This window comes from Chelatococcus sambhunathii, assembly GCF_001418005.1.
GTDB classification, from domain to species: domain Bacteria; phylum Pseudomonadota; class Alphaproteobacteria; order Rhizobiales; family Beijerinckiaceae; genus Chelatococcus_A; species Chelatococcus_A sambhunathii.
In genome coordinates this window covers 251,517-273,039 of the sequence record NZ_LIOL01000001.1, presented here as the reverse complement: position 1 = coordinate 273,039, position 21,523 = coordinate 251,517, and the positions used below count along the sequence as shown (strand labels likewise).

Sequence of the window (21,523 nt, the reverse complement as noted above, 5' to 3'; positions counted from 1 at the left end):
ATCAAATTATCTATCGTGAGGCGCCGGCCTGAAGCGCCGGTCATCGGGGAGATCGACGGATCGATGTGCGGAATTTGTGGTGAGCTGAGGTTCGACGGACGCTCTGCGGACATCGCCATGCTGGAGCGGATGACGGGGGTGATGACACCGCGCGGACCCGATTCCGGCGGCGTCGTGGCGCGCGGCCGTGTCGGCTTCGGCCATCGCCGCCTCAAGATCATCGATCTCACCAACAAGGCCGAACAGCCGATGGTCGACGCCGACCTCGGCCTGACGATCGCCTTCAACGGCTGCATCTACAACTACCCCGAACTGCGCGAGGAACTCGCCGGCCTCGGCTATCGCTTCTTCTCGCACGGCGACACCGAGGTGATCCTCAAAGCCTATCACGCCTGGGGCATCGATTGCGTCAAGCGCTTCAACGGCATGTTCGCCTTCGCCATCCACGAGCGCGACAGCGGCCGCGTCGTCCTGGCGCGCGACCGCTTCGGCATCAAGCCGCTCTATCTCGCCGAGGCGGACGGCGCGCTGATGTTCGCCTCCTCGCTGCCGGCGCTGGTGGCGACGGGCAAGGTGGACGTGACGATCGACCGGGTGGCGCTGCAGCATTACATGACGTTCCACGCCGTGGTGCCGGCGCCGCGCACGATGCTCAAGGGCGTGCGCAAGCTGCCGCCTGCGACCGTGCGGGTGATCGAGCCGGACGGCACGCAGAAGGATACGCAGTTCTGGCGCCTCGATTTCACGCGGACGCCCGCGGACGTCGCGCGCTCGGCCGAGGAGTGGCGCGACATGGTGCTCGCCTCCCTGCGGCAGGCCGTGAGGCGGCGCATGGTGGCAGACGTGCCGGTAGGCGTGCTGCTCTCGGGCGGCGTCGATTCCAGCGTCATCGTCGGCCTTCTGGCCGAGGAGGGGCAGAAGGGGCTGATGACCTTCTCCATCGGCTTCGAGGAGGCGAACGGGGAGAAGGGCGACGAGTTCGTCTATTCGGATCTCATCGCCCGGCACTACGACACCGACCACCACAAGATCTTCATCCCCTCAACGCGCATGCTGGAGGCGCTGCCGGCGACCATCGAGGCCATGTCCGAGCCGATGGTGTCCTACGACAATGTCGGCTTCTTCCTCCTGTCGCAGGAAGTGGCGAAGCACATCAAGGTGGTGCAGTCGGGGCAGGGGGCGGACGAGATCTTCGGCGGCTATCACTGGTATCCACCGCTCGCCAGCTCCAACGCGCCGGTCGACGACTATGCCCGGCATTTCTTCGACCGGGACAACGGGCGGCTCGGCACCCATCTCAATCCCGATTGGCACCTGTCGCGGGACGAGGCGCGCGCCTTCGTCGAGCAGCACTTCGCCATGCCCGGCGCGGACGATCCGGTCGACAAGGCGCTGAGGCTCGATTCCACCGTGATGCTGGTGGACGATCCGGTGAAGCGCGTCGACAACATGACGATGGCGTGGGGTCTCGAGGCGCGGGTGCCCTTCCTCGACTACGAGCTGGCGGAACTCGCCGCGCGCATCCCGTCCGAGCACAAGCTCAGCCAGGGCGGCAAGGGCGTCCTCAAGGAGGCGGCGCGGCAGGTCATCCCGCACGAGGTCATCGACCGCAAGAAGGGCTATTTTCCGGTGCCGGCCCTCAAATACATCGAAGGGTCGACGCTCGAGATGGTCAAGTCGGCGCTGACCTCGCAGAAGGCGCGCGAGCGCGGCCTGTTCGACCAGCGCTATCTCGAGCGGCTGTTCGCCGATCCCAAGAGCGCCATCACGCCCCTTCGGGGCTCCGAGCTGTGGCAGGTCGCCCTGCTCGAGATGTGGCTGCAGACGCACGGGCTTTGACCGGGGAGACAGGCATGACGGGTTCGACATCGCGGCGCGGGCGCGGCGCCTATGCCCACCGCCTCGAGCGCATGCGCAACCAGGCCATGGTGCCGCCCTTCGGCGAGGGGCGGGAGAGCGATACGCAACAGACGAAGACAGGTGCGGCGGTCGACTGCGGCTGGGGGCGCCTCCTCTTCGGCCAGACCTTCGAGAGCGCCGAGGCGCTCGTCGAGACCATGCGCGCCGAGGCGCCGGAGCGGCGCGACATCGCCGTCTACGTGCGCGACCCGCACGTGGTGCTGTCGCTCGCGCCGCAGGAGATGTTCCTCGATCCCTCGCACACCTACCGGCTCGACCTCGCGACCTACAAGACGGCCCGCCGGCGCCCGGCCGGCTTCTTCATCCGGCGCCTCGCCTCGGCCGGCGATGCCGATGCGGTCAACCGCATTTACGCGACGCGCGGCATGGTGCCCGTGCGGCCCGACTTCTTCTGGTCGCAGCGCGACAGCCGTGCTGTGACCTGCTTCGTCGTCGAGGACGAACTTACGGGCAACGTCATCGGCACGGTGATGGGCGTCGACCACGGCCGGGCCTTCGGCGATCCGGCCCGCGGCTCCTCGCTCTGGTGCCTCGCGGTCGATCCCCAGGCGACTCGGCCCGGCATCGGCGAGGCGCTGGTGCGCCACATCGTCGAATATTTCAAGGCGCGCGGCGCCGCCTTCACCGACTTGTCCGTGCTGCACGACAACGAGCAGGCCATCGCGCTCTACGAGAAGCTTGGCTTCTATCGCGTGCCGTTCTTCACCCTGAAGCGCAAGAACCAGATCAACGAGCGGCTGTTCGTCGGCCCCGGGCCCGAGGCGGAGCTCAACCCCTACGCCCGCATCATCGTCGACGAGGCGCGCCGCCGCGGCATCGACGTGCAGGTGACGGATGCGCCGGGCGGCTTCTTCCGCCTCTCCTACGGCGGGCGCACGGTGCATTGCCGCGAGAGCCTGTCCGAGCTGACGACCGGCGTCGCCATGTCCATCTGCGACGACAAGGCCGTTACCCGCCGGGTCGTCGAGCGGGCGGGGCTCACCGTTCCGGCGCAGATCGAGGCCGACGGCCGGGAGGCGCTGGAGGCCTTCCTCGCCGAGCATGGCTCGCTGGTCGTCAAGCCGGCGCGCGGCGAGCAGGGCCGGGGCATCGCCGTCGGCGTGGAGACGATGGAGCACCTCGATGAGGCCATCGCGACGGCCAAGCTCTATTGCGACCGCGTGCTCGTGGAGCAGCGCGTCGCGGGCGAGGACCTGCGTCTCGTCGTCATCGACTATCGTCTCGTCGCCGCCGCCGTGCGGCGGCCGGCGCGGGTCGTGGGAGACGGGCGCGCCACCATCCGCGAGTTGATCGAGCGCCAGAGCCGCCGGCGGGCGGCGGCGACGGGCGGGGAATCCACCATCCCGCTCGATGCCGAGACGGAGCGCTGCGTGGCGGCGGCCGGCTACGGTCTCGACGATGTCGCTGACCAGGGCGAGGAGATCGCCGTGCGGCGCACCGCGAACCTGCACACCGGTGGCACCATCCACGACGTGACCGGCGAGGTGCATCCGCGCCTCGTTGCGGCGGCGGTGGCGGCGGCGCGGGCCATCGAGATCCCCGTCGTCGGCATCGACCTCATGGTGCGCTCGCCGCGCGAGCCCGACTATGCCTTCATCGAGGCGAACGAGCGGCCCGGCCTCGCCAACCACGAGCCGCAGCCCACGGCCGAGCGCTTCGTCGACCTGCTGTTCCCGCTCTCGGTGCCGGCGGCGGTGCGGCAGGCGGCGCTTCTCGAGGGGCGAGACCGATGCAGCGCCTGACCATCGACACGGCCTATCTCGCCGCCGTGCTGGCACGGCTCCTGAACATCCCGAGCCCGACGGGCTACACCGATACGATCGTGCGCGAGGTCTGCCTCGAGATCGAACGGCTCGGCCTGTCCTACGAGCTGACGCGCCGCGGCGCCATCCGCGCCGTCCTGCCGGGGCGTGAGAGCAAGCCGGCGCGGGCGCTCATCGCCCATGTCGACACGCTCGGTGCGCAGGTGAAACGGCTGAAGGAGAACGGCCGGCTCGAGCTCGTGCCGATCGGCACCTGGTCGGCCCGTTTCGCCGAGGGCGCGCGCGCGACGATCTTCGCCGAGAAGGGCGCCTATCGCGGCACCATCCTGCCGCTCAAGGCCTCGGGCCATATCTTCAACGACGAGGTCGACAGCCAGCCCACCGGCTGGCCCTACGTGGAACTGCGCGTCGACGCGCTGGCCCGCAGCCCGCGCGACCTTGTCCATCTCGGCATCGACGTCGGCGACACGGTCGCCATCGACCCACAGCCGGAGTTCCTGCACAACGGCTTCATCGTCTCGCGCCACCTCGACGACAAGGGAGGCGTCGCCATCCTTCTGGCTGCGCTCAAGGCCCTCAAGGCCGAAGGCGCGCAGCCGGAAGTGGATACGCACTTCGTCTTCACCATCGCGGAGGAGACAGGGGTCGGTGCCTCGGCGGCGCTCGCCAACGACGTTGCATCGATCGTCGCCATCGACAACGGGACGACGGGGCCGGGGCAGAACTCGGACGAGTTCGGCGTTACCATCGCCATGGCGGACCAGACGGGGCCGTTCGACTTCCACCTGACGCAGAAGCTGGTGCGTCTGTGCCGTGACAACGACATCCGCTACCAGAAGGACATCTTCCGCTTCTACAGGTCGGATTCCGCCTCGGCGGTGGTCGCGGGGCACGATGTGCGCGCGGCCCTCATCACCTTCGGCATCGACGCCTCGCACGGCTACGAGCGCATCCACATGCATGCACTGCGCTCCATCGCCGAACTGGTGACGGCCTATGTGCTGAGCCCGGTCGAGATCCGCCGCGACGCGGAGGAAACGAGCCCGACGGTGCGCGGCTTCACACGCCAGCCCATGGATGAGGCCGAGCAGCAGCCCGGGCTCGTCGACGCGCCCGATCCGGCCGGAGATCCGTGAAAGCGCAAATGTCAGCGCATGGCGAGCCGGCATGATCAGCTTGATCGGCATGGCTCGCGGCGCCGGTCTGCGCTAAACGGAGCGGCATGAGGCGGCGGACCCCGCAGCCGGCCCCGGGAGGAAGCGATGCGTCTCGTCGAAGCTCTGGCAACCCGCCCGCTTATCGCCATCCTGCGCGGGGTGGCGCCGGACGAGGCCGTTGCCGTCGGCCAGGTGCTGGTCGATGCGGGCTTTTCCATCGTCGAGGTTCCTCTCAACTCGCCTCAGCCCCTCGACAGCATTGCGCGCCTCGCGCAGGCCTTCGGCGAGCGCGTACTGATCGGCGCCGGTACGGTGACGACGACTGCGGAGGTGAAGGCGGTGGCCGACGCGGGCGGGCGCATCGTCATCAGCCCCCATTTCGACGAGGCGGTGGTGACGATGGCGCTCGGGCGCGGGCTCGACGTGCTCCCGGGCTGCATGACCCCGTCGGAGATCTTTGCGGCACGCCGGGCCGGCGCCGAGGCGGTGAAGATATTCCCGGCGGAAGTCGTCGGCATGGCGGGGGTCAAGGCGCTGCGCTCGGTCCTGCCGCGGGATCTGAAGATCTTGCCCGTCGGGGGCATCTCGCCGGAGAACATGGCCGAATTCGCGCGGGCCGGCGCCGATGGCTTCGGCATCGGCTCGGCCCTTTACAAGCCGGGCATGACGCTTGAGCAGATCGCCCGCGCGGGCGAACGCTTCGTGGCCGCGGGCGCGGTGGCCTTCGGCGCCTGATAGCGGCGATCCATCAGCAACTTCCGCTCTGTCGCTCGGCCTGCCGTTCCCTGCGGGAGGGGCGGACGTCGTGCCGCCTCGGACGTTCGAGGAACGCATTCTCGCACCCGCGCCGGTGAACTCTCGATTGGGCTTCTTTCATCTGCGCTAATCGAAACGCATTAGTTGATAGGCTTCTCCTCCTCTCCCGGAATGACATACTCGCGGGGTCAAGAAGAAGCGACACAATGGCTTGGTTGAAACCTTCGGGCTTCGACAACCTCGGTGCCATTCGTCGACGCTGTGTAATCGAACCTGTCTCGTATTCATAGAGAAAAGTGCTGCGTTTCTATTCTGCGAGGGAGAGACGATATGCCCCTGAACGACAATGACACCTATGAAGTCGACCAGAATAATGGCTTGAACGATTCCGACTTCAACATGAATGTCGGCACGGCGAACCAAGTCGGCCTCTTCAATTTCGGCGGTGCCGTGCAGGGCATCAGCAGCGGCGGCAACGGCCAGAGCAACACGTCCTGGATCACGGATGCCGGCGGCGCTGGCGGCTGGTTCAACGGAAATGACTATTATTCCGTCGACCAGGACAACGAGATGCTCGACAGTGACGCCAACGCCAATGTCGGCACGCTCAACCAAGCCGGGCTGTTCAACTTCGGCGGCCTGGCGCAACAGACGACGAGTGGCGGCAACGGACAGTCCAACACGTCCGCCATTCAGGACAGCGGCTTCGCCGGCGGCTGGTTCAACAACAACGACGAATACCGGGTGGACCAGTACAATGGCATGGCCGATAACGACCAGAACATGCAGATCGGCAACATTACGCAGATCGGCGGTCTGAATTTCGCAGGCGTCGATCAGAGCATCACGAGCGGCGGCAACGGACAGAGCAACAGCACCTGGATCGGCGACACGGGCTTCTCGTTTGGCCTCGGCAACGGCAACGACAGCTACTGGACCGGCCAGACCAACAACATGTACGACAACGACGCCAACGCCAACGGCGCCGGTATCGCGCAGTTCGGCGGCCTCAACATCGCCGGAGTGGGGCAAAGCATCGACAGTGGCGGCAACGGCCAGTCCAACACCTCCAACATCTCCGACTTCAGCCTCGGTCTCGGGGCCTTCAGCGACAATGACCACTATGAGGTGAGCCAGTTCAACGGTCTCTACGACAACGACCAGAACATGAACCTGACCACCATCCAGCAGGCCGGGTTCGGGAATGTCGCAGGCGTGGGGCAGAGCATCGTCAGCGGCGGCAACGGACAGTCGAACACCTCCAACATCAGCGACTTTGGCCTCGGCTTCGGCGCCGGCAGCAACAATGACGAGTTCGATGTCGGCCAGCAGAACATCATGTTCGACAACGACATCAACACGAATGTCGGGGTGGTGGCACAACTCGGCTTCGGCAATGTCGCCGCGATCGACCAGAGCATCACGAGCGGCGGCAACGGCCAGAGCAATACGTCGTGGATCGGTGACAGCGGTTTTGGCGGCTTTGGCAACAGCAACGACAGTTACAGCGTCAGCCAGGCCAATTACCTCATGGACAACGACAGCAATACCAACGCTGCCAGCGTCTCCCAGGCGTTCGCCTTCAACTTCGCCGGCTTTGACCAGGATATCGTCAGCGGCGGCAACGGCCAGAGCAACACGAGCGCCATCGACGACGCATAGCCCGACGAACCGACGGATGCGGACGGGGTGCGGACCCGGCAGGCCAGCCGGGCCCGCACTGCCGGCGCCAGCGGAGGGGACGGGACCATGCCGGTCGATCGCATTACCGAGTTGCTGTGGAACTATCTTCGGGTGCCTGTCGTGCATGAGGGGGAACGGCCGAGCGTCTCCCTCGCCTATGTACGCACCGACGGCGAGGAGCCGGAGGTGGTGCAACTCGGCCCCGACCCCGTCTTCGCCGCCCGCATCGGCGAGATCGATGGCGCGAGGGTGAGCAGCCTTCCGGTCGAGCCTGCGTTCCTGGGTGGACTTCATCTGCTCGCCGGCGCGGTCGACCTGCCCCGCTCCTGGCTCGATGCGCATGTCGGGGCTGGCAGCCTCGCGACGCATCCCGGAGCGCAGGCCGGCAACCTCGATGATGCCGGTTTCGGCGGAACGGCCGCTCCGATGCACGGCGCCGGGTCGCTGGCGCTGTCGACGGCGTCGGGCGCGCCACACAAGGTGTCCGGGACCGTCGGCCCCGCCGACCCGATGGAGGCCGTGGACGACGCCGACCCCGCCCCCCTGGCCACCCGGCCCGACCTGCCCGACCTTGCCGATGCGGAGGCGGGGCAGGCGGTGGCAAGCGGCCAGAACGTCCAGATCAACGAAGTCGTCATCGACGTGCCCGGCACGGCCGACAATGCAGCGAACGGCAACGTGTCGACGCCTTACACCGCCGGTCCGATAGAGCATTTGTTCGATAGCCTGGGCAGTCAGCAGCTGCTGCACGGCTTCTCCGTAGACAGCCATCTGGGCGGTGCGCTGTCGCAGACGGCTGTCATGCAGATCAACGGCCTGACCGACCGCGACCTCAACGTGCAGGCGGCGCGTCTGTCCATGACCGAGGCAGGGCCCGACAGTGTGGGCTCGGTGACCCAGCAGACGACAAGCGGGGGCAACAGTCTGAGCAACGAGGCCGTGCTGGTCTCCGGCAGCGACGGCTATGACCTCATCGTCGTCAGCGGCCATTACTACGAATACAACATCATCCTGCAGTTCAACCTGATCATCGACCGCGACCTCAACCAGGCCTTCGTGCAGGGGGTCGTTGGCGAGGGCCAGTCCTCTCAGCAGGTGCTGGCAAGCGGTGGCAACCTGCAGGTCAACGATGCCGCCATCATCGACACCAACAGCGGCGGCGGCGTGCAACTGATCGGCGGGCTCTACAGCGAGCATTTCATCGCCGTCCAGTCGTCGATCCTGTTCGACGGCGATATCAACGCCCTCATCGCCCTGCTCGGCCCCGAAGGAATCGCGGCCGCCATCTCCGGCCAGTTCGCCGAGAGCGGCGGCAACGTCCAGATCAACATGGCGATGTTCGGCTTTCAGGAGGCAGAGGGTGCGTGCGGGGACGCGGCGGCTTGGCTCGACTTCCTGGCCAATCCGTTCGCCGGTGGCGCCTATGTCATGCAACTCGTCGATGCCGACGGCAAACCGATCAACGTGCTCTTCGTCGACGGCGACTACCACGACATCAATCTGATCGTGCAGGTGAACATTATAGACGACAGCGACAGCAATGTCGTCGATGCCACGGCAACCGGCGCGCACAACCTCTCGGGCGATGGCTTCGGCGCCTTCGATTTCGACCAGTTCGCGGGATCCGGCGGCAACACAACCGTCAACCACGCCGTCATCATCGACGACAACGGCGGTTTTGGCGCCCAGGTCGTGGCCGGTAACTACACAGAGTTCAACGTCATCGTGCAGCAGAACGTCCTCTTCGACGGGGACACCAACGTTGTGACCCAGGTCGCCGGCGCCGTCGAACAGATAGCCCACGACGAACTGGCGGAAGTCCTGGCTCAGGCGCCAGCGGCATCGAGCGGCGATGCCCTGCACACGCTGACGGGCTGACCAGCAATGGCCACGGCATCAGGACGAAGGCCGGGAGGCGGCAGATGCGAGATCCGACGCGTGACGAAATGACTGCCTCCGGAGCCGCGGCCGGCCGTGTGCGGGAGCCGGGCGATAGCCGTCAGACGAACGGCAGGGAGCCGCCGCGGCTGCCGCGCGCCACCTGGCCGCCGGCCTTCACCGCGGAGCGCCCACCATCCGCCGCAACGTCCGGCAAGGGCAGTGCTGAAGCCCGCTGCGGCGAGCGGCGGCCCGGCGGGACCGGCGCCACTTCCCAGGAGGCTCCATCGCCGGTCGATCTTGCCGGGCGGCAGCAGACACAGGACGAGGTCATCGCACCGCTGCGCCGTAGCGGCGCCAGCGGAGGCGGAGCAGGCACGGGCAAGGCAACGAGCCGGCGCGCCTATCAGCCGCGGGCCGACGTCATCCGCAATGGCCTGCACGCCTGCCGCCGCGGCATCCTGCAGGTCGGTGCCTTTTCCGTCGTCATCAACCTTCTGATGCTGACGGTGCCGCTCTATCTCTTCCAGCTCTCGGACCGTGTCCTGACGAGTCGCAGCATCGATACGCTTGTCATGCTGTCGATCATCGCCATCGGCGCGCTGACCCTGCTCGTCGTGCTCGATGCCCTGCGACGCTTCGTCCTGACACGCATCGCCGTGCAGCTCGAGAGTCTGCTCGGCGCCCCCGTGATGTCCGCCGCCCTTCGTTCCGCGGATGTCGGGGCGACACGAGACATCCAGGCCCTGCGTGACCTGCAGCAGGTTCGCTCCTTCATCAACGGGCCGGTGATGCTCGTGCTGTTCGACGCGCCCATGGCGCCGCTCTATTTCCTGGCGGTTTTCCTGATCCATCCGGCGCTCGGCGTCATCGCGACGGGAGCGGGCGTCGTGCTGTTCGGCATCGCCGTGCTGAACGAACGCATGACGGCGAAGGACTATGGCGTTGCCGGCAATTTCGCCATGCGCGCCAACATCCAGGCCTCGGCCCAGGCGCGCAACGCGCAGGTCATCGGCGCGATGGGCATGCTTGAGGAGGCCATCCTGCTGTGGGGGCGGGAGAACGCCGCTTCCATGAAGGCTCAGATCCACGCCAATGATCGCAACATCTATCTGGCCAGCGTGTCGCGCTACGTGCGCCTCGTGACGCAGATCGGCATTCTCGGCTGGGGCGCCTATCTCGCCGTGCGGGGCAGCGTGACCGGTGGCATGATGATCGCCGCCTCGCTCATTGCCAGCCGCGCGCTGGCGCCGATCGAGGGCGCCATCGACGGCTGGCGCGGCTTCGTGCAAGCCAAGTCCGCCTACCGCCGCGTCCGCTCGCTGCTCGACGCACCGGCGAACGACACCGAGCGCATGCTGCTGCCGAAGCCGGAAGGGCGGGTGCAGGCGGACAAGCTGCTCTACATCCCGCCCGGCACGAGGCGCACGGTGCTCAACGGCGTCTCCTTCACGCTCGAGGCGGGGGATTCGCTCGCCATCATCGGGCCCTCGGGCGGCGGCAAGTCGACCCTGGCGCGCATGCTCGTCGGTTGCATCGCGCCGACGGCCGGCAGCGTGCGCCTCGACTTCATGGACCTGCGCAACTGGGACCGTCGTCAGCTTGGCGAGAGTATCGGCTACCTGCCGCAGGACATCGAGCTCTTTCCGGGCACGATCAAGGCCAACATCGCCCGCATGCGGGAGGATGCGACTGACGAAGAGATCGCCAAGGCGGCCGCACTTGCCGGCGTGCACGAGATGATTTCCGGATTTCAGGACGGCTACGAGACGGAGATCGCCGTGGACGGCAGCCCGCTCTCCGGCGGACAGAAGCAGCAGATCGCGCTCGCGCGCGCCTTCTTTGGCGATCCGCGGCTCATTGTCCTCGACGAGCCCAACGCCAACCTTGACACGATGGGTGAACGCGCCCTCGCCGCAGCTCTGGCGCGCGCCCGGCACCAGGGCATCACGATCGTGCTCGTCACGCAGCGGCCGGCCGTTCTGCAGAGCGTCAACAAGATCCTGATCCTGCGCGAGGGCCAGGTGGCGGCCTTCGGCGAGCGTGACCAGATCCTGCCGCGCCTGATGGCGCAGACGCAGGACGAGGCGCTCGCTGCGGCACCGGCAACAGCGCCGGGCGTTGCTGCCCAGACGCAGGCATAGGCCGGGACATTCGGGAGGGAGCGATGCCGCATGCGGTCATCACCGGCGAGGAATGGTGCGAGGAGGTGCCGCGTGCCACCCGCTGGCCGCTCCTGCTCGGTTCAATGATCCTGGTGTTCGGAGTCTTCGGCTTCGGCGTCTGGGCGAGCGTTGCCCCCATCGACGGGGCAGTGGTCGCCTCCGGCACTTTTGTCGCCACCGGACAGAACAAGATCATCCAGCATCTCGAGGGCGGCATCATCTCGAAGATCATGGTGCGCGAGGGCGATATCGTCGAAGCCGGGCAACCGCTGGTGCTGCTCGATGATACCGATGCCAAGGCCAACCTGCGGCGTCTCACCCTGCGGCACGACCGCCTGCTCGCGATCCAGGCACGCCTCGAGGCGGAGGTGGCGGGGGCCGGGGACGTCCGGTTCGAGCCCCAACTGCTGGCCCGGGCCACGGACCCGGAAGTCGCTGCGATCATCGACGGGCAGAAGATCGAGTTCAAGGCACGGCGGGAGCGGGTGACGAGCGAGGTGGCCATCCTCGAGCAGGGCATCGCCGCCCTGCGCGAAAGCATCAACGGCGGGCGCGCACAGCTCCGCGCCGTCCAGGTGCAACTCGGCCTCGTGGCGCAGGAGCTCGAGGGCAAGCGCGAGCTCCTGAAGAAAGGCTATGTCCGCAAGCCGGACGTGCTGGCGCTCGAACGTGCCCAAGCGGGCCTCGAGGGGCAGATCGGTCAGCTGACCGCCGGCATCAGCGATGCGCGCGAGCGCATCAGCCGCGAGGAGCAGAAGATTGCGCATGTGCGCTCCCAGCTCATCCAGTCGGCGACCGAGCAACTGCGGAACACACAGAGCGAGCTCGACGATGTGCGCGAGCGGATGCGGATGGCCGAAGGGGTCAGCGAGCGTGTGACAATCGAGGCGCCGGTCAAGGGCATCGTCGTCAAGCTCATGTTCCACACCGCCGGTGGCGTCGTGGCCCCCGGCAAGGACATCCTCGAGCTTCTGCCCGTCAATGACGAACTGATCATCGAGGCGCGCGTGCGCCCGCAGGACATCGACAGCCTGCACAGCGGCCAGGAGGCGCTGGTACGCCTCACGGCACTCAACCAGCGTGTCACCCCGATGATCCCCGGCGAGGTCATTTATGTCTCCGCCGATGCGCTGCCAGACGAGCAGCGCAGCACGACCCACAGCAGCGCCTATATCGCCCGGATCTCCCTTGACAAGGCGGCCGCGTCCGAGCTGCCGAAGTTCCGGCCGACACCAGGCATGCCTGCAGAAGTCTTCATCAAGACCGGCGAACGGACTTTCTTCGCCTACCTGCTGCGGCCGCTGACCGACAGTTTCGCGAGAGCCTTCAGGGAGCGCTAGGTGAAGAGGCGTCCGCGGCCTGCACGCGCAGGTATCGGCGAGTGCATGAATGTTTCGCATTAGGCAAAATTTTCATCAAAAATATTGCGAAAATTTTCTGTTTAATGTATTTTTAATGATACTGGTCGTCCTTCTCCGGCCGGTGGGGGGATGCTTTTGTCCTGTTGAAGGTGATCGTCAGTAAACACCAAGAACGAGGGCGTCGATGCATTCAAGCCAAACTTCCAGAGGAGGGCGGGAAACAGTGCAGCGAAGATCGGCGCGGGCGCCAGAAGGTATCGCTGCACTGCCACAGCCATCCGCCGCGAGCGGCATGAAGCGCGGGCGCGAGATCATCACCAGCATGGTTGGCGTCTTTTGCCGCCTCGCCGGCGCGCGGAGCAGCATCGCCGCGCAGCTCAACGCGGTGAGCCGGACAGCAGCACCGCTGCATGTGGCAGGACGCGAGGCGAGCGCCATCGCAAGCCATTGCCAGACCCTCCTGCAGCCGGTGACGAGCGATGTCGGCGTTCGTGAATCCTCCCTCCTGGCCGCGCCTTCAGACGGGCCGCTGGTCGTCCTCGAGCGTTTCCTCGACGGACGCCTGCTGACGGGAACCATGCGCATCGCTCCCGATCCGACCGCGTTCGCGCTGGCCTCGGTCCTGTTGCCGGCGCAGCAAGATTTCATCGTCCTCGAGCAGGAGCGTCGCGCCTTCGGGACGCTTCTTCAGGGAATCGCGGATACCCTCCGGCAGGAGGTGACACCGCCACGCCCGCCAGGAGCGTTCATGAGCGCCTCGGTCGTGGACCGGTGCGTGCCCTGGGGTTATGTGGTGGTCGACGAGGAGGGATTCATCCTGTTCGCCAACCAGCGGGCGCGGGCGGCGATCGTCGCCGGTTGCGGCATCGAAGGTCGCGGCGGCCGCCTCAGGGCCCTGCGCTCAGTGGTGGATCGCACGCTCACCGCCGCTGTCGGCGAGATGGCGAAGGCCGCACTTGCGGGCGCCACGCCTCCTTCGCGCGTCATCGCCGTTCCCAATGCCGACGGAGAGTGCCGCTTCGCACTCAAGATCGCGCCATGCGGGCGTGGCGAGGGCACCGGCATGGGCACGGCCTATGTCTTCATCATCGACCTGAAGAGCCGGCTGCGCGCCAACCACGAGGAACTCGCCTGCCTGTTCTCCCTATCGGACAAGGAATCGCGCTTTGCCGAGCTCTTCTGCTCGGGCCTGCGGCTGAACGAGATCGCCGCGATGATGGGCATCACGGCCAATACGGCGCGGGTGCATCTGCACAACCTGTTCAAGAAGACCGGCACCTCCAGCCAGGTCGAACTGGCCTGGAAGCTCGCCCGCGTGCTGTAGGCGGTCGTCTCTTAAAGGCGGGCGGCGCGGACGACGCTGCGGATGGCGAAGGCCGACTGGATGCGCGCGACACCGGGAAGGCGGGACAGAACGTCCGTGTGAATGCGCTCGTAATCGGTGGCGTCCTTTGCCGAGACGCGCAGATGATAGTCGGCGAGGCCCGTCATCAGGTAGCATTCCTGCACCTCGGGGCAGCGGCGCACTGCGGCCTCGAAACGGCGCAGGAATTCCTCGGTCTGGCGCTCCAGCGATATCTGCACGATGACCACGGTCGCGTCGCTGCGTGGCCCCTCGTCGACGATCGCCGTGTAGCCGCGGATGATGCCGGATTCCTCGAGGTGATGCAGCCGCCGCAGGCAGGCTGACTGCGAGAGGCCCACCTCTGCGGCGAGCTTGGCGTTGCTCATCCGGCCGTCCTGGCGCAGGAGACGCACGATGCGCAGGTCTGTCGCATCAAGTTCGCGCATGCAATTTTCTCCGAAAACCTCAATATAATTTGCAATAATCAGGCCATTATTCGCATATAATTCGACATCATGCAAGGAAATGAGGTGATCATTGCGTGTATCCTGCGCCTGAGGCAACGCCCGGCGGATGACGCGGCGGCGCTGGGCTCGTGAGCGGAGGAATGTCGTGAAGGTGCTCGTTCTCGGCAGCGGCGTGATCGGCGTCGCCAGCGCGTATTACCTCGCCAAGGCTGGGCATGAGGTCACGGTCGTCGACCGGCAGCCGGCGCCTGCGCTCGAGACGAGCTATGCCAATGCCGGCGAGGTCTCGCCCGGCTATTCCGCGCCGTGGGCCGGGCCCGGCGTGCCGGTCAAGGCGGTGAAGTGGCTCTTGATGAAGCACGGACCACTCGTTGTGCGGCCGCGGCTCGATCCCGCGATGTGGATCTGGATGGCGCAGATGCTCGCCAACTGCACGAGCGCACGCTATGCCGTCAATAAAGCCCGCATGGTGCGACTCGCCGAATACAGCCGCGACCTATTGCGGGCTCTGCGCGCCGAGACGGGCATCTCCTATGACGAGCGCAGCCGCGGTACCTTGCAGCTCTTCCGCGAGGCGGCGCAGTTGGAGGCGACGGCCAAGGATGCGGCCATCCTTGCCGAGTCAGGCGTCCCGCATGAGGTGTTGGACGTCGAAGGCTGCATCCGGGCCGAGCCGGCCCTTGCGCGGGTGCGCGAGAAGTTCGTCGGCGGCTTCCGTCTGCCCGACGACGAGACGGGCGATTGCCACCTGTTCACGCAGAAGCTGGCGGCCCTGTGCGCGGATATGGGCGTGGTCTTCCGCCAGGGCGTCAACATCAAGGCCCTGTCGGTGGAGGGCGGGCGGCTCGCCGGCGCATCGACCGATGCGGGTTTTCTCACCGCCGATGCCTATGTCCTGGCGCTGGGCAGCTTTTCGCCGCTGCTGCTGCGGCCGCTCGGCCTGTCCATACCGGTCTATCCGGTGAAGGGCTATTCCATCACCGCGCCCATCATCGACGAGGCAGCCGCGCCGGTGTCGACGGTGATGGACGAGACCTACAAGGTGGCGATCACCCGGCTCGGCGATCGCATCCGTGTCGGCGGCACAGCGGAGGTCTGCGGCTACGACATGACGTTGCGGCCGGCCCGGCGCGCAACGCTCGATCACTCCGTCGGCGACCTTTTTCCGGACGGCGGCGATCTGACGAAGGCGAGCTTCTGGTGCGGACTGAGGCCGATGACGCCGGACGGCACGCCGGTGATCGGGCCAACGCGTCTGTCCAATCTCTACCTCAACACCGGCCACGGCACGCTCGGCTGGACGATGGCATGCGGCTCCGGCCGCGTCATCGCCGACATCATCAGTGGCCGCAAGGCCGATATCGAGACGGCGGACCTCGCCATGAGCCGCTACGGCTGAGCGAGGTCAGCGTCAGCCGGACCGGCCGGGAGCCAGGGTATCGGGCAATCTCTCGATGATGATGGCGAGATCTTCCTCGTCGACGAGCCGGGCCGCCTCGTCGGGGGAGAACCAGCGCCGCTCGCGCTCATCCATCTCGGGCCAGCGGCGGCGCTCCTTCTCGACCGTCAGCGGGAAGAGTTCGACCTCGCAATCGACAGTGGCGTTGCGCTTCAAGCGCTTGGCATAGACATAGGAGCCGATCGGTTGGGCTGCGATGGAGCCGGCCACACCCGCTTCCTCGAACGCCTCGCGCGCCGCCGTGTCGTGGCCGTCGAGCCCCTTCATCGGCCAGCCCTTGGGCACGATCCAGCGGCGCGTCTGGCGCGAAGTGATCAGCATGATCTCGAGCTGGCCCTCCGGCGTGAAACGCACCGGGATGGCTCCGAACTGCTTGCGGCGGGACTTGCCCATGGGCTCCTGATACATCGCTTCTTGTCGTGAACCTCGCTGGTCTTACCGGGCCTGCCCGGCTTGTGCCACTCCGCAAAACGAAAACTCCGCCCCTTCGCGAAGGGGCGCTGCTCGATCGAAGCGGCGGGAGCAAGCAGCGCTTATAGCGGCGCCATGACAGTCATACGCCCCTTTGTGCGGACTGTCATGTCGGCTACGGCTGCTATGCTCGCGCCTGCCGCAAGTTTGCTGCGGAAGCGAAACGGAAACCGAACGAATCGAATATATCATAACCGGCTAACAATTCGAGCGCCGACTTGTTTCCGAAGGTGCTCCGGGATGCTTCAGAGACCGCTCGCACCACCGGCGGTCAGGAGGATCTGGGGGGCAAGGGCCGGCCGGATGCGGACATCCGCCGCGACGTGCGGCCTGCGGGCCGCGTCCATGATCTCACGGGCGAGGCTGCTGGCAAGGCAGGCGTAGCCGCGGTCGCTCATATGGAAGCCGTCTGCCGCCAGCATCGGACGAAGGCCGCCGGGCGCTTGCAGAGCCCAGGTCTTCATGAGGCCGTAACGGGAGAAGACGCAGGCCTTCATGCGGGTGCCCACGTCGTCGACGATGGACACGAAGCGTTCGTAGCGCGCGGGTCGCGAGATGGTGGGATAGAACTGCTGGTCGATCAGGACGAGGTCGGCACCGGTGGCGAGAACGCTTGCGACGCCATGCTCGACCAGCTGACGGAAGGCATCTTCGGGCACGTCGGCCAGGGCGTCATTGGTTCCAACCTGCCAGAGCACGAGGTCGGGCTGCACGATCGCGAGCTGCTGCTCGAGGCGAACGAGCGTCTGCGCCGCTGTCTCGCCGCCCACGCCGGAGACGTGCATGCGCACCTCGATGCCTGGCAGGGCGGCTTCGACGAGCCGTTCGAGTTGCAGCGGGTAGCCGGCGCCCGGAGCCGAGGCGCCGACCCCGGCCGTCGTCGAGGAGCCGATGGCGAGGATGGTGAGTGGCGCTCCGGTCGCGATGCGCTCGGCCGTGCGCTCCAGCGTGTCGTTGATCTTCAGCATCGGCTGATGGGCAGCGCAGGCCGTGCCTGCATCCGCTGCCGTTGCATGGGCCGGGATCCGGACATCGTCCTGCGCCCGCGGCGCGGCCGGCGACAGGAGAAACCCGGCTGCGGCCAGAAGGATACACACCAGACGGGCAGGCGCACGACGCACTGCTGCCGACGTCAGTCGCAACACATTGTGCAAGATGATACGCCCCCCTCGGCGCGACGCGCCGCTACAGATATGCTCTCAAATAGCACGGCAGCGAGCTCGGCAAAAGATGCCCGGTTCGGGCAAATCCGGTCGCCCGGCTGGACGAGCGGGTGCGCAAGCGCCACCTTGATGAGGAGGCGCCACGGTACTGGTGCGGACCGGGGCCAAGGGAGACGGCGCGTGAACGTGATGAAGGCAGGCGGGTTCGAGCAGGTTGCGAGCGCTAGCGAAGCGGTCGATCGGCTCGCAGCACTGCACGGGGCGGCCTGCCAGTCCCTGCGCGGCGCGCTCGAACGCTATCTGAAGGAGCACAAGCCGCCGACACCGGCCGAGCGCGCTACCTTCCGCTACCCGGAAGTGCGCGTGACCTATCGCCCGGACGGCGTCATGCCGGTCTCGGCCCGCGCCTATGCCAAGTTCCAGGGCCCGGGGGTCTATTCGACGACGGTGACCCAGCCCGAGGCCTTCCGGCCCTATCTCGTCGAGCAACTCGGCCTTCTCATGCAGGATTTCGACGCTCGGGTGGAGGTGGGTGTCAGCGGGCTCGACATTCCCTATCCCTACATCGTCGACCGGGGGGACGAACTCGCAGGACACGGCGTGAGCGCGGCCGAACTCGCGCGCTTCTTCCCGACGCCCATGCTGGCAGCGGTCGGCGACGAGATCGCCGACGGGCTGTGGGATGTCGAGGAGGGCAGGGCGCGCCCGCTCGCCCTCTTCGATGCCGTGCGCGTCGATTTCTCGCTCAGGCGGCTCGTGCACTACACGGGGACCGACTGGCGCCTCATCCAGCCCTGGGTGCTGCTCACCAACTACCATCGCTACGTCGACCAGTTCGTCCGCTGGGCGCTGGCGCGGCTCAACGACGACGACCGCTACGAACGGCTGGTGCTGCCGGGCAATGTCGTCATCCCGCGCGGGCTCGCGGAGGACGAGGCCATCGCGCGCGTCACCGGCGTCGCCTGGCACCGCTTCCAGATGCCGGCCTATCATCTCGTGGCGCGCGACGGCCATGGCGTGACCCTCGTCAACATCGGCGTCGGACCGGCCAATGCCAAGAACATCACCGATCATCTGGCCGTGCTGCGCCCGCACTGCTGGCTGATGATTGGCCATTGCGGCGGCCTGCGCCAGTCGCAGATGATCGGCGACTACGTGCTCGCCCACGCCTATCTCAGGCAGGACCGCATCCTCGACGAAGCGGTGCCGACGCATGTGCCGATCCCGGCGCTCGCCGAGGTGCAGGTCGCCCTGCAGGAGGCGGCGGCCATCGTGACCGGCGACAAGGGCGAGGCGCTGAAGCGGCGCCTGCGCACCGGCACCGTCCTCACCAACGACGACCGCAACTGGGAGCTGCGCTGGTCGCAGGAGCGGCGCGTCATCAATCTCTCGCGCGCCATCGCGGTGGACATGGAGAGCGGCACCATCGCCGCCCAGGGCTATCGCCTGCGCGTCCCCTACGGCACCCTGCTCTGCGTCTCCGACAAGCCGCTGCACGGCGAGATCAAGCTGCCCGGCGCCGCCAACGCCTTCTACGAGCGGGCGGTAGGGGAGCATCTCGAGATCGGCCTTAAGGCGCTTGACCTCCTGCGCAGCCAGCGGGCGCAGCTGCATTCACGCAAGCTGCGCAGCTTCGACGAGCCCCCCTTCCGCTGATTCCACGCAGACCCGCGATGCGCCACCGGCATGGCTTCGGCTGTGGCCATTGGTGCAAGCTCGCGGCCCCCGACGAGCAGCGAGGCCTACCGTGCAACTGTCGATCGCCGACATCACAGCGGATTTTCCGAGATTCCGCGTGGCGGTGGTGGCGGTCGACGATCTTGCGATCACCGATGCGCGCCCGCAGGCGCTCGATACGCTCATCGCCGAGCGCGAGGCAGCGTGCCGGGAGCGCTGGGGTCATCTAGGACTGTCGCAGGTGCCGGGCATTGCCGCCTGGCGCGAGGCCTACAAGGGCTTCGGCATCAAGAAGACGAGCTACCGCTCGTCGGTCGAGCGGCTCGTCAAGCGCGTCGTCGCCGGCGAACGACTGCCCGCCGTCAACAGCTTCGTCGACCTCTACAACGCGGTATCGCTGACCCACGTCTTCTGTTGCGGGGCGGACGACCGCGACAAGCTCGCCCCGCCGCTCGCCTTCCGCTACGCTCGGGAGGGCGACAGCTTTCGCGACATGGCCGGCGGAGGATCGGCAGCTGCCCCCGATGAGAATCCGGAAGATCCGCCGAAGCCAGGCGAGGTGGTCTATGCCGATGCCCGCCACGTGCTGTGCCGGCGCTGGAACTGGCGGCAGGATGCGCGCACCGGCATCGGTCCAACCACCACGCGCGCCGTCGCCACCATCCAGGCGAACGGCGTCGGTGACCTCGAGGCGGCGGTCGCGGATTTCGGCGCCCTCGTCGCCGCCCATTGCGGCGGCCATTGCCGCGTCGCCATCGCCGACCATGCGACGCCGGTGGTGATGCTCTGATCCCGTCAACGGCGCGCGCGAAAGGCCGCGGCGAGGGTGCGCAGGGCCGTGCGCGTGCGGGAATCGCTAGACCGGCTGTGCAGGATGACAGGCGAGGAGGGAAAGGCCGGCAGGCCCCAGTTCGGCCCGATATCGACGGCGCCCGGCGGCGCGATGCGGCGGGCGAGCGGCGCGACGGCGAGGCCGGCCTCGACGGCCGCGGTGACGGCGGCGATGCCGCTGCCGACGAAGGCCTCGGTCCAGGCGATCCCGCCCGCGTCCAGCAGGCGCAGCGCATGCCCCCGCACGCCGCAGGGCGGCGCCAGCGAGGCGAGCGGCAGGGGCTCCACCGGCGCGTTGCTCGCAAGGCTTCCGGCGGCGAACCAGCCGAAATCGTCGGTGAAAAGCGCCTCGCCATCGCGCCGGTCCGCCTCGCGCCGCACGATCGCGGCATCGAGCTCTCCCTTATCGAAGGCCTCAAGCAGCGGCCGCGAGAAGCCTGAGCGGATCTCGATGCGCAGAGCCGGGTCGCTCGCGCCGAGGCGGGCGAGGAGGCGGGGTAGGTCCGGCCCGGCGACATGGTCGCTGATGCCGAGCACGAGGCGCCGCTCCTGCGGTGCCTCGCAGGCGAGGGCGCGTTCGTGGGCGGCGAGCAGGTCGCGCGCCGGCTGCAGGAAGGCCGCGCCGTCGGGTGAGAGGCGGACGAGTCGGGGCGTGCGTTCCAGCAGGCGGCGGCCGAGACGTTCCTCCAGCCGGCGCAGCTTCAGGCTCACGACCGATTGCGTGGTGCCCAGCACTTCGGCAGCGCGGGTGAAGCTGCGCAGATCGGCCGTGAGCACGAAGGCTTCGACGGCATCGATGTCGAGAGACGCCATGGTGATCTCGCAATTCATTTCAGATCGAAATCATTGATATCGCCAATGATGCGATTCTTCAATCAATGCCGCCGCGGTAGCCTGCTGCATCCGAAATTTCAGGAGACAAGGCCATGCCGATCATCGAGGTGAAGTTTGCCGCTGCGCCGGGGCGCCACGTCGCGCGGCGCGAGATTGCAGGGACGGCGAGCGCGCTTGCGGCCGACGTTCTGGGCAAGTCTCCCACCGTCACGGCGGTGGTAGTGGAGGAAATCGCGGCGGAGGACTGGTTCTGCGGCGGCCATGCGCTCGCCGAGAGCGGGCTTGCGAGCTTCTGGCTGTCCATCCGCATCACGGAGGGCACGAACACGCGCGCGGAGATGACCGAATTCATTGCCGCGACCTTCGCTGCCATGGGCCGCCTGCTCGGGCCGCTGCACGAGGAGAGCTACATTCACGTGATGGAGGCCTGCGGCTTCGCCTATGGCTACGGCGGCCGAACCCAGGACGAGCGGGCGATGGCGGCGAGGATGAAGGCGCCGGTGCCGGTGTGATGAGGTCGGGATGGCGTTGAAGCGCAACCGGGCTGATGACCGTATCCTGGGAGGGAAGGGCTATCGCACGTGAAAGAGCGC

Annotated in this window: 17 protein-coding genes; 13 read left to right on the top strand and 4 right to left on the bottom strand. The window is 67.1% G+C overall.

All coding sequences use genetic code 11. The features are described 5' to 3' along the window. The first annotated feature begins 63 nt into the window (after positions 1-63). From ASC46_RS01305 to ASC46_RS21065, 9 genes are all read left to right on the top strand, one after another. Positions 64-1,839 (top strand): N-acetylglutaminylglutamine amidotransferase, encoded by a 1,776-nt coding sequence (locus ASC46_RS01305; protein ID WP_055457491.1) that lies wholly within the window; start codon positions 64-66, stop codon positions 1,837-1,839. A 14-nt stretch (positions 1,840-1,853) separates the two neighbouring features. Beyond that, a complete protein-coding gene (gene ngg, locus ASC46_RS01300; RefSeq protein WP_096335312.1) occupies positions 1,854-3,662 on the top strand; it encodes an N-acetylglutaminylglutamine synthetase in 1,809 nt (602 codons plus the stop codon). After that, positions 3,650-4,819, top strand: coding sequence for an osmoprotectant NAGGN system M42 family peptidase (locus ASC46_RS01295; protein WP_055457490.1), 1,170 nt, complete (start codon positions 3,650-3,652; stop codon positions 4,817-4,819). The genes ngg and ASC46_RS01295 overlap by 13 nt, the downstream gene beginning before the upstream one ends. Before the next feature lie 126 nt (positions 4,820-4,945). Beyond that, positions 4,946-5,575, top strand: a complete 630-nt coding sequence (locus ASC46_RS01290; protein WP_055457489.1) for a 2-dehydro-3-deoxy-6-phosphogalactonate aldolase — start codon at positions 4,946-4,948, stop codon at positions 5,573-5,575. Between the two features lie 351 nt (positions 5,576-5,926). After that, on the top strand, positions 5,927-7,258 hold the full coding sequence (locus ASC46_RS01285; protein WP_055457488.1) for a hypothetical protein: 1,332 nt from the start codon (positions 5,927-5,929) through the stop codon (positions 7,256-7,258). 207 nt (positions 7,259-7,465) lie between these two features. Beyond that, a complete protein-coding gene (locus ASC46_RS01280; RefSeq protein WP_210165957.1) occupies positions 7,466-9,157 on the top strand; it encodes an autotransporter outer membrane beta-barrel domain-containing protein in 1,692 nt (563 codons plus the stop codon). A 44-nt stretch (positions 9,158-9,201) separates the two neighbouring features. Then, positions 9,202-11,301 (top strand): type I secretion system permease/ATPase, encoded by a 2,100-nt coding sequence (locus ASC46_RS01275; RefSeq protein ID WP_245280433.1) that lies wholly within the window; start codon positions 9,202-9,204, stop codon positions 11,299-11,301. 23 nt (positions 11,302-11,324) lie between these two features. Further along, the gene (locus ASC46_RS01270; protein ID WP_071924033.1) at positions 11,325-12,662 is read left to right on the top strand and encodes an HlyD family type I secretion periplasmic adaptor subunit; all 1,338 of its coding nucleotides are present in this window, start codon (positions 11,325-11,327) and stop codon (positions 12,660-12,662) included. Between the two features lie 244 nt (positions 12,663-12,906). Next, positions 12,907-14,007: a helix-turn-helix transcriptional regulator gene (locus ASC46_RS21065; RefSeq protein ID WP_157672307.1), complete on the top strand. Its 1,101-nt coding sequence runs from the start codon at positions 12,907-12,909 to the stop codon at positions 14,005-14,007. 11 nt (positions 14,008-14,018) lie between these two features. Here the strand turns inward: ASC46_RS21065 and ASC46_RS01260 are convergent, their stop codons facing one another. Continuing rightward, a complete protein-coding gene (locus ASC46_RS01260; RefSeq protein ID WP_055457485.1) occupies positions 14,019-14,474 on the bottom strand; it encodes an Lrp/AsnC family transcriptional regulator in 456 nt (151 codons plus the stop codon). A gap of 166 nt (positions 14,475-14,640) precedes the next feature. Here ASC46_RS01260 and ASC46_RS01255 point away from each other — a divergent pair, with 166 nt between their 5' ends. After that, complete coding sequence (locus ASC46_RS01255) at positions 14,641-15,894, top strand: D-amino acid dehydrogenase (RefSeq protein ID WP_055457484.1); 1,254 nt, start codon at positions 14,641-14,643, stop codon at positions 15,892-15,894. 12 nt (positions 15,895-15,906) lie between these two features. Here the strand turns inward: ASC46_RS01255 and ASC46_RS01250 are convergent, their stop codons facing one another. Continuing rightward, positions 15,907-16,362, bottom strand: a complete 456-nt coding sequence (locus ASC46_RS01250; RefSeq protein ID WP_055457483.1) for an NUDIX hydrolase — start codon at positions 16,360-16,362, stop codon at positions 15,907-15,909. A gap of 308 nt (positions 16,363-16,670) precedes the next feature. After that, positions 16,671-17,522 carry an SGNH/GDSL hydrolase family protein gene (locus ASC46_RS01245; RefSeq protein ID WP_483416334.1) on the bottom strand — a complete coding sequence of 284 codons (852 nt, stop codon included), beginning with the start codon at positions 17,520-17,522 and terminating at the stop codon, positions 16,671-16,673. Positions 17,523-17,777: 255 nt separating this feature from the next. Here ASC46_RS01245 and ASC46_RS01240 point away from each other — a divergent pair, with 255 nt between their 5' ends. Continuing rightward, a complete protein-coding gene (locus ASC46_RS01240) occupies positions 17,778-19,244 on the top strand; it encodes an AMP nucleosidase (RefSeq protein ID WP_055457887.1) in 1,467 nt (488 codons plus the stop codon). 91 nt (positions 19,245-19,335) lie between these two features. Then, a complete protein-coding gene (locus tag ASC46_RS01235) occupies positions 19,336-20,055 on the top strand; it encodes a B3/B4 domain-containing protein (protein WP_055457481.1) in 720 nt (239 codons plus the stop codon). 5 nt (positions 20,056-20,060) lie between these two features. On the opposite strand, the gene ASC46_RS01230 is transcribed toward ASC46_RS01235, so the two are convergent. Further along, the gene (locus ASC46_RS01230) at positions 20,061-20,909 is read right to left on the bottom strand and encodes a LysR substrate-binding domain-containing protein (RefSeq protein ID WP_055457886.1); all 849 of its coding nucleotides are present in this window, start codon (positions 20,907-20,909) and stop codon (positions 20,061-20,063) included. Between the two features lie 113 nt (positions 20,910-21,022). Here ASC46_RS01230 and ASC46_RS01225 point away from each other — a divergent pair, with 113 nt between their 5' ends. Further along, positions 21,023-21,442: a tautomerase family protein gene (locus tag ASC46_RS01225; RefSeq protein ID WP_055457480.1), complete on the top strand. Its 420-nt coding sequence runs from the start codon at positions 21,023-21,025 to the stop codon at positions 21,440-21,442. Positions 21,443-21,523 lie beyond the last annotated feature (81 nt).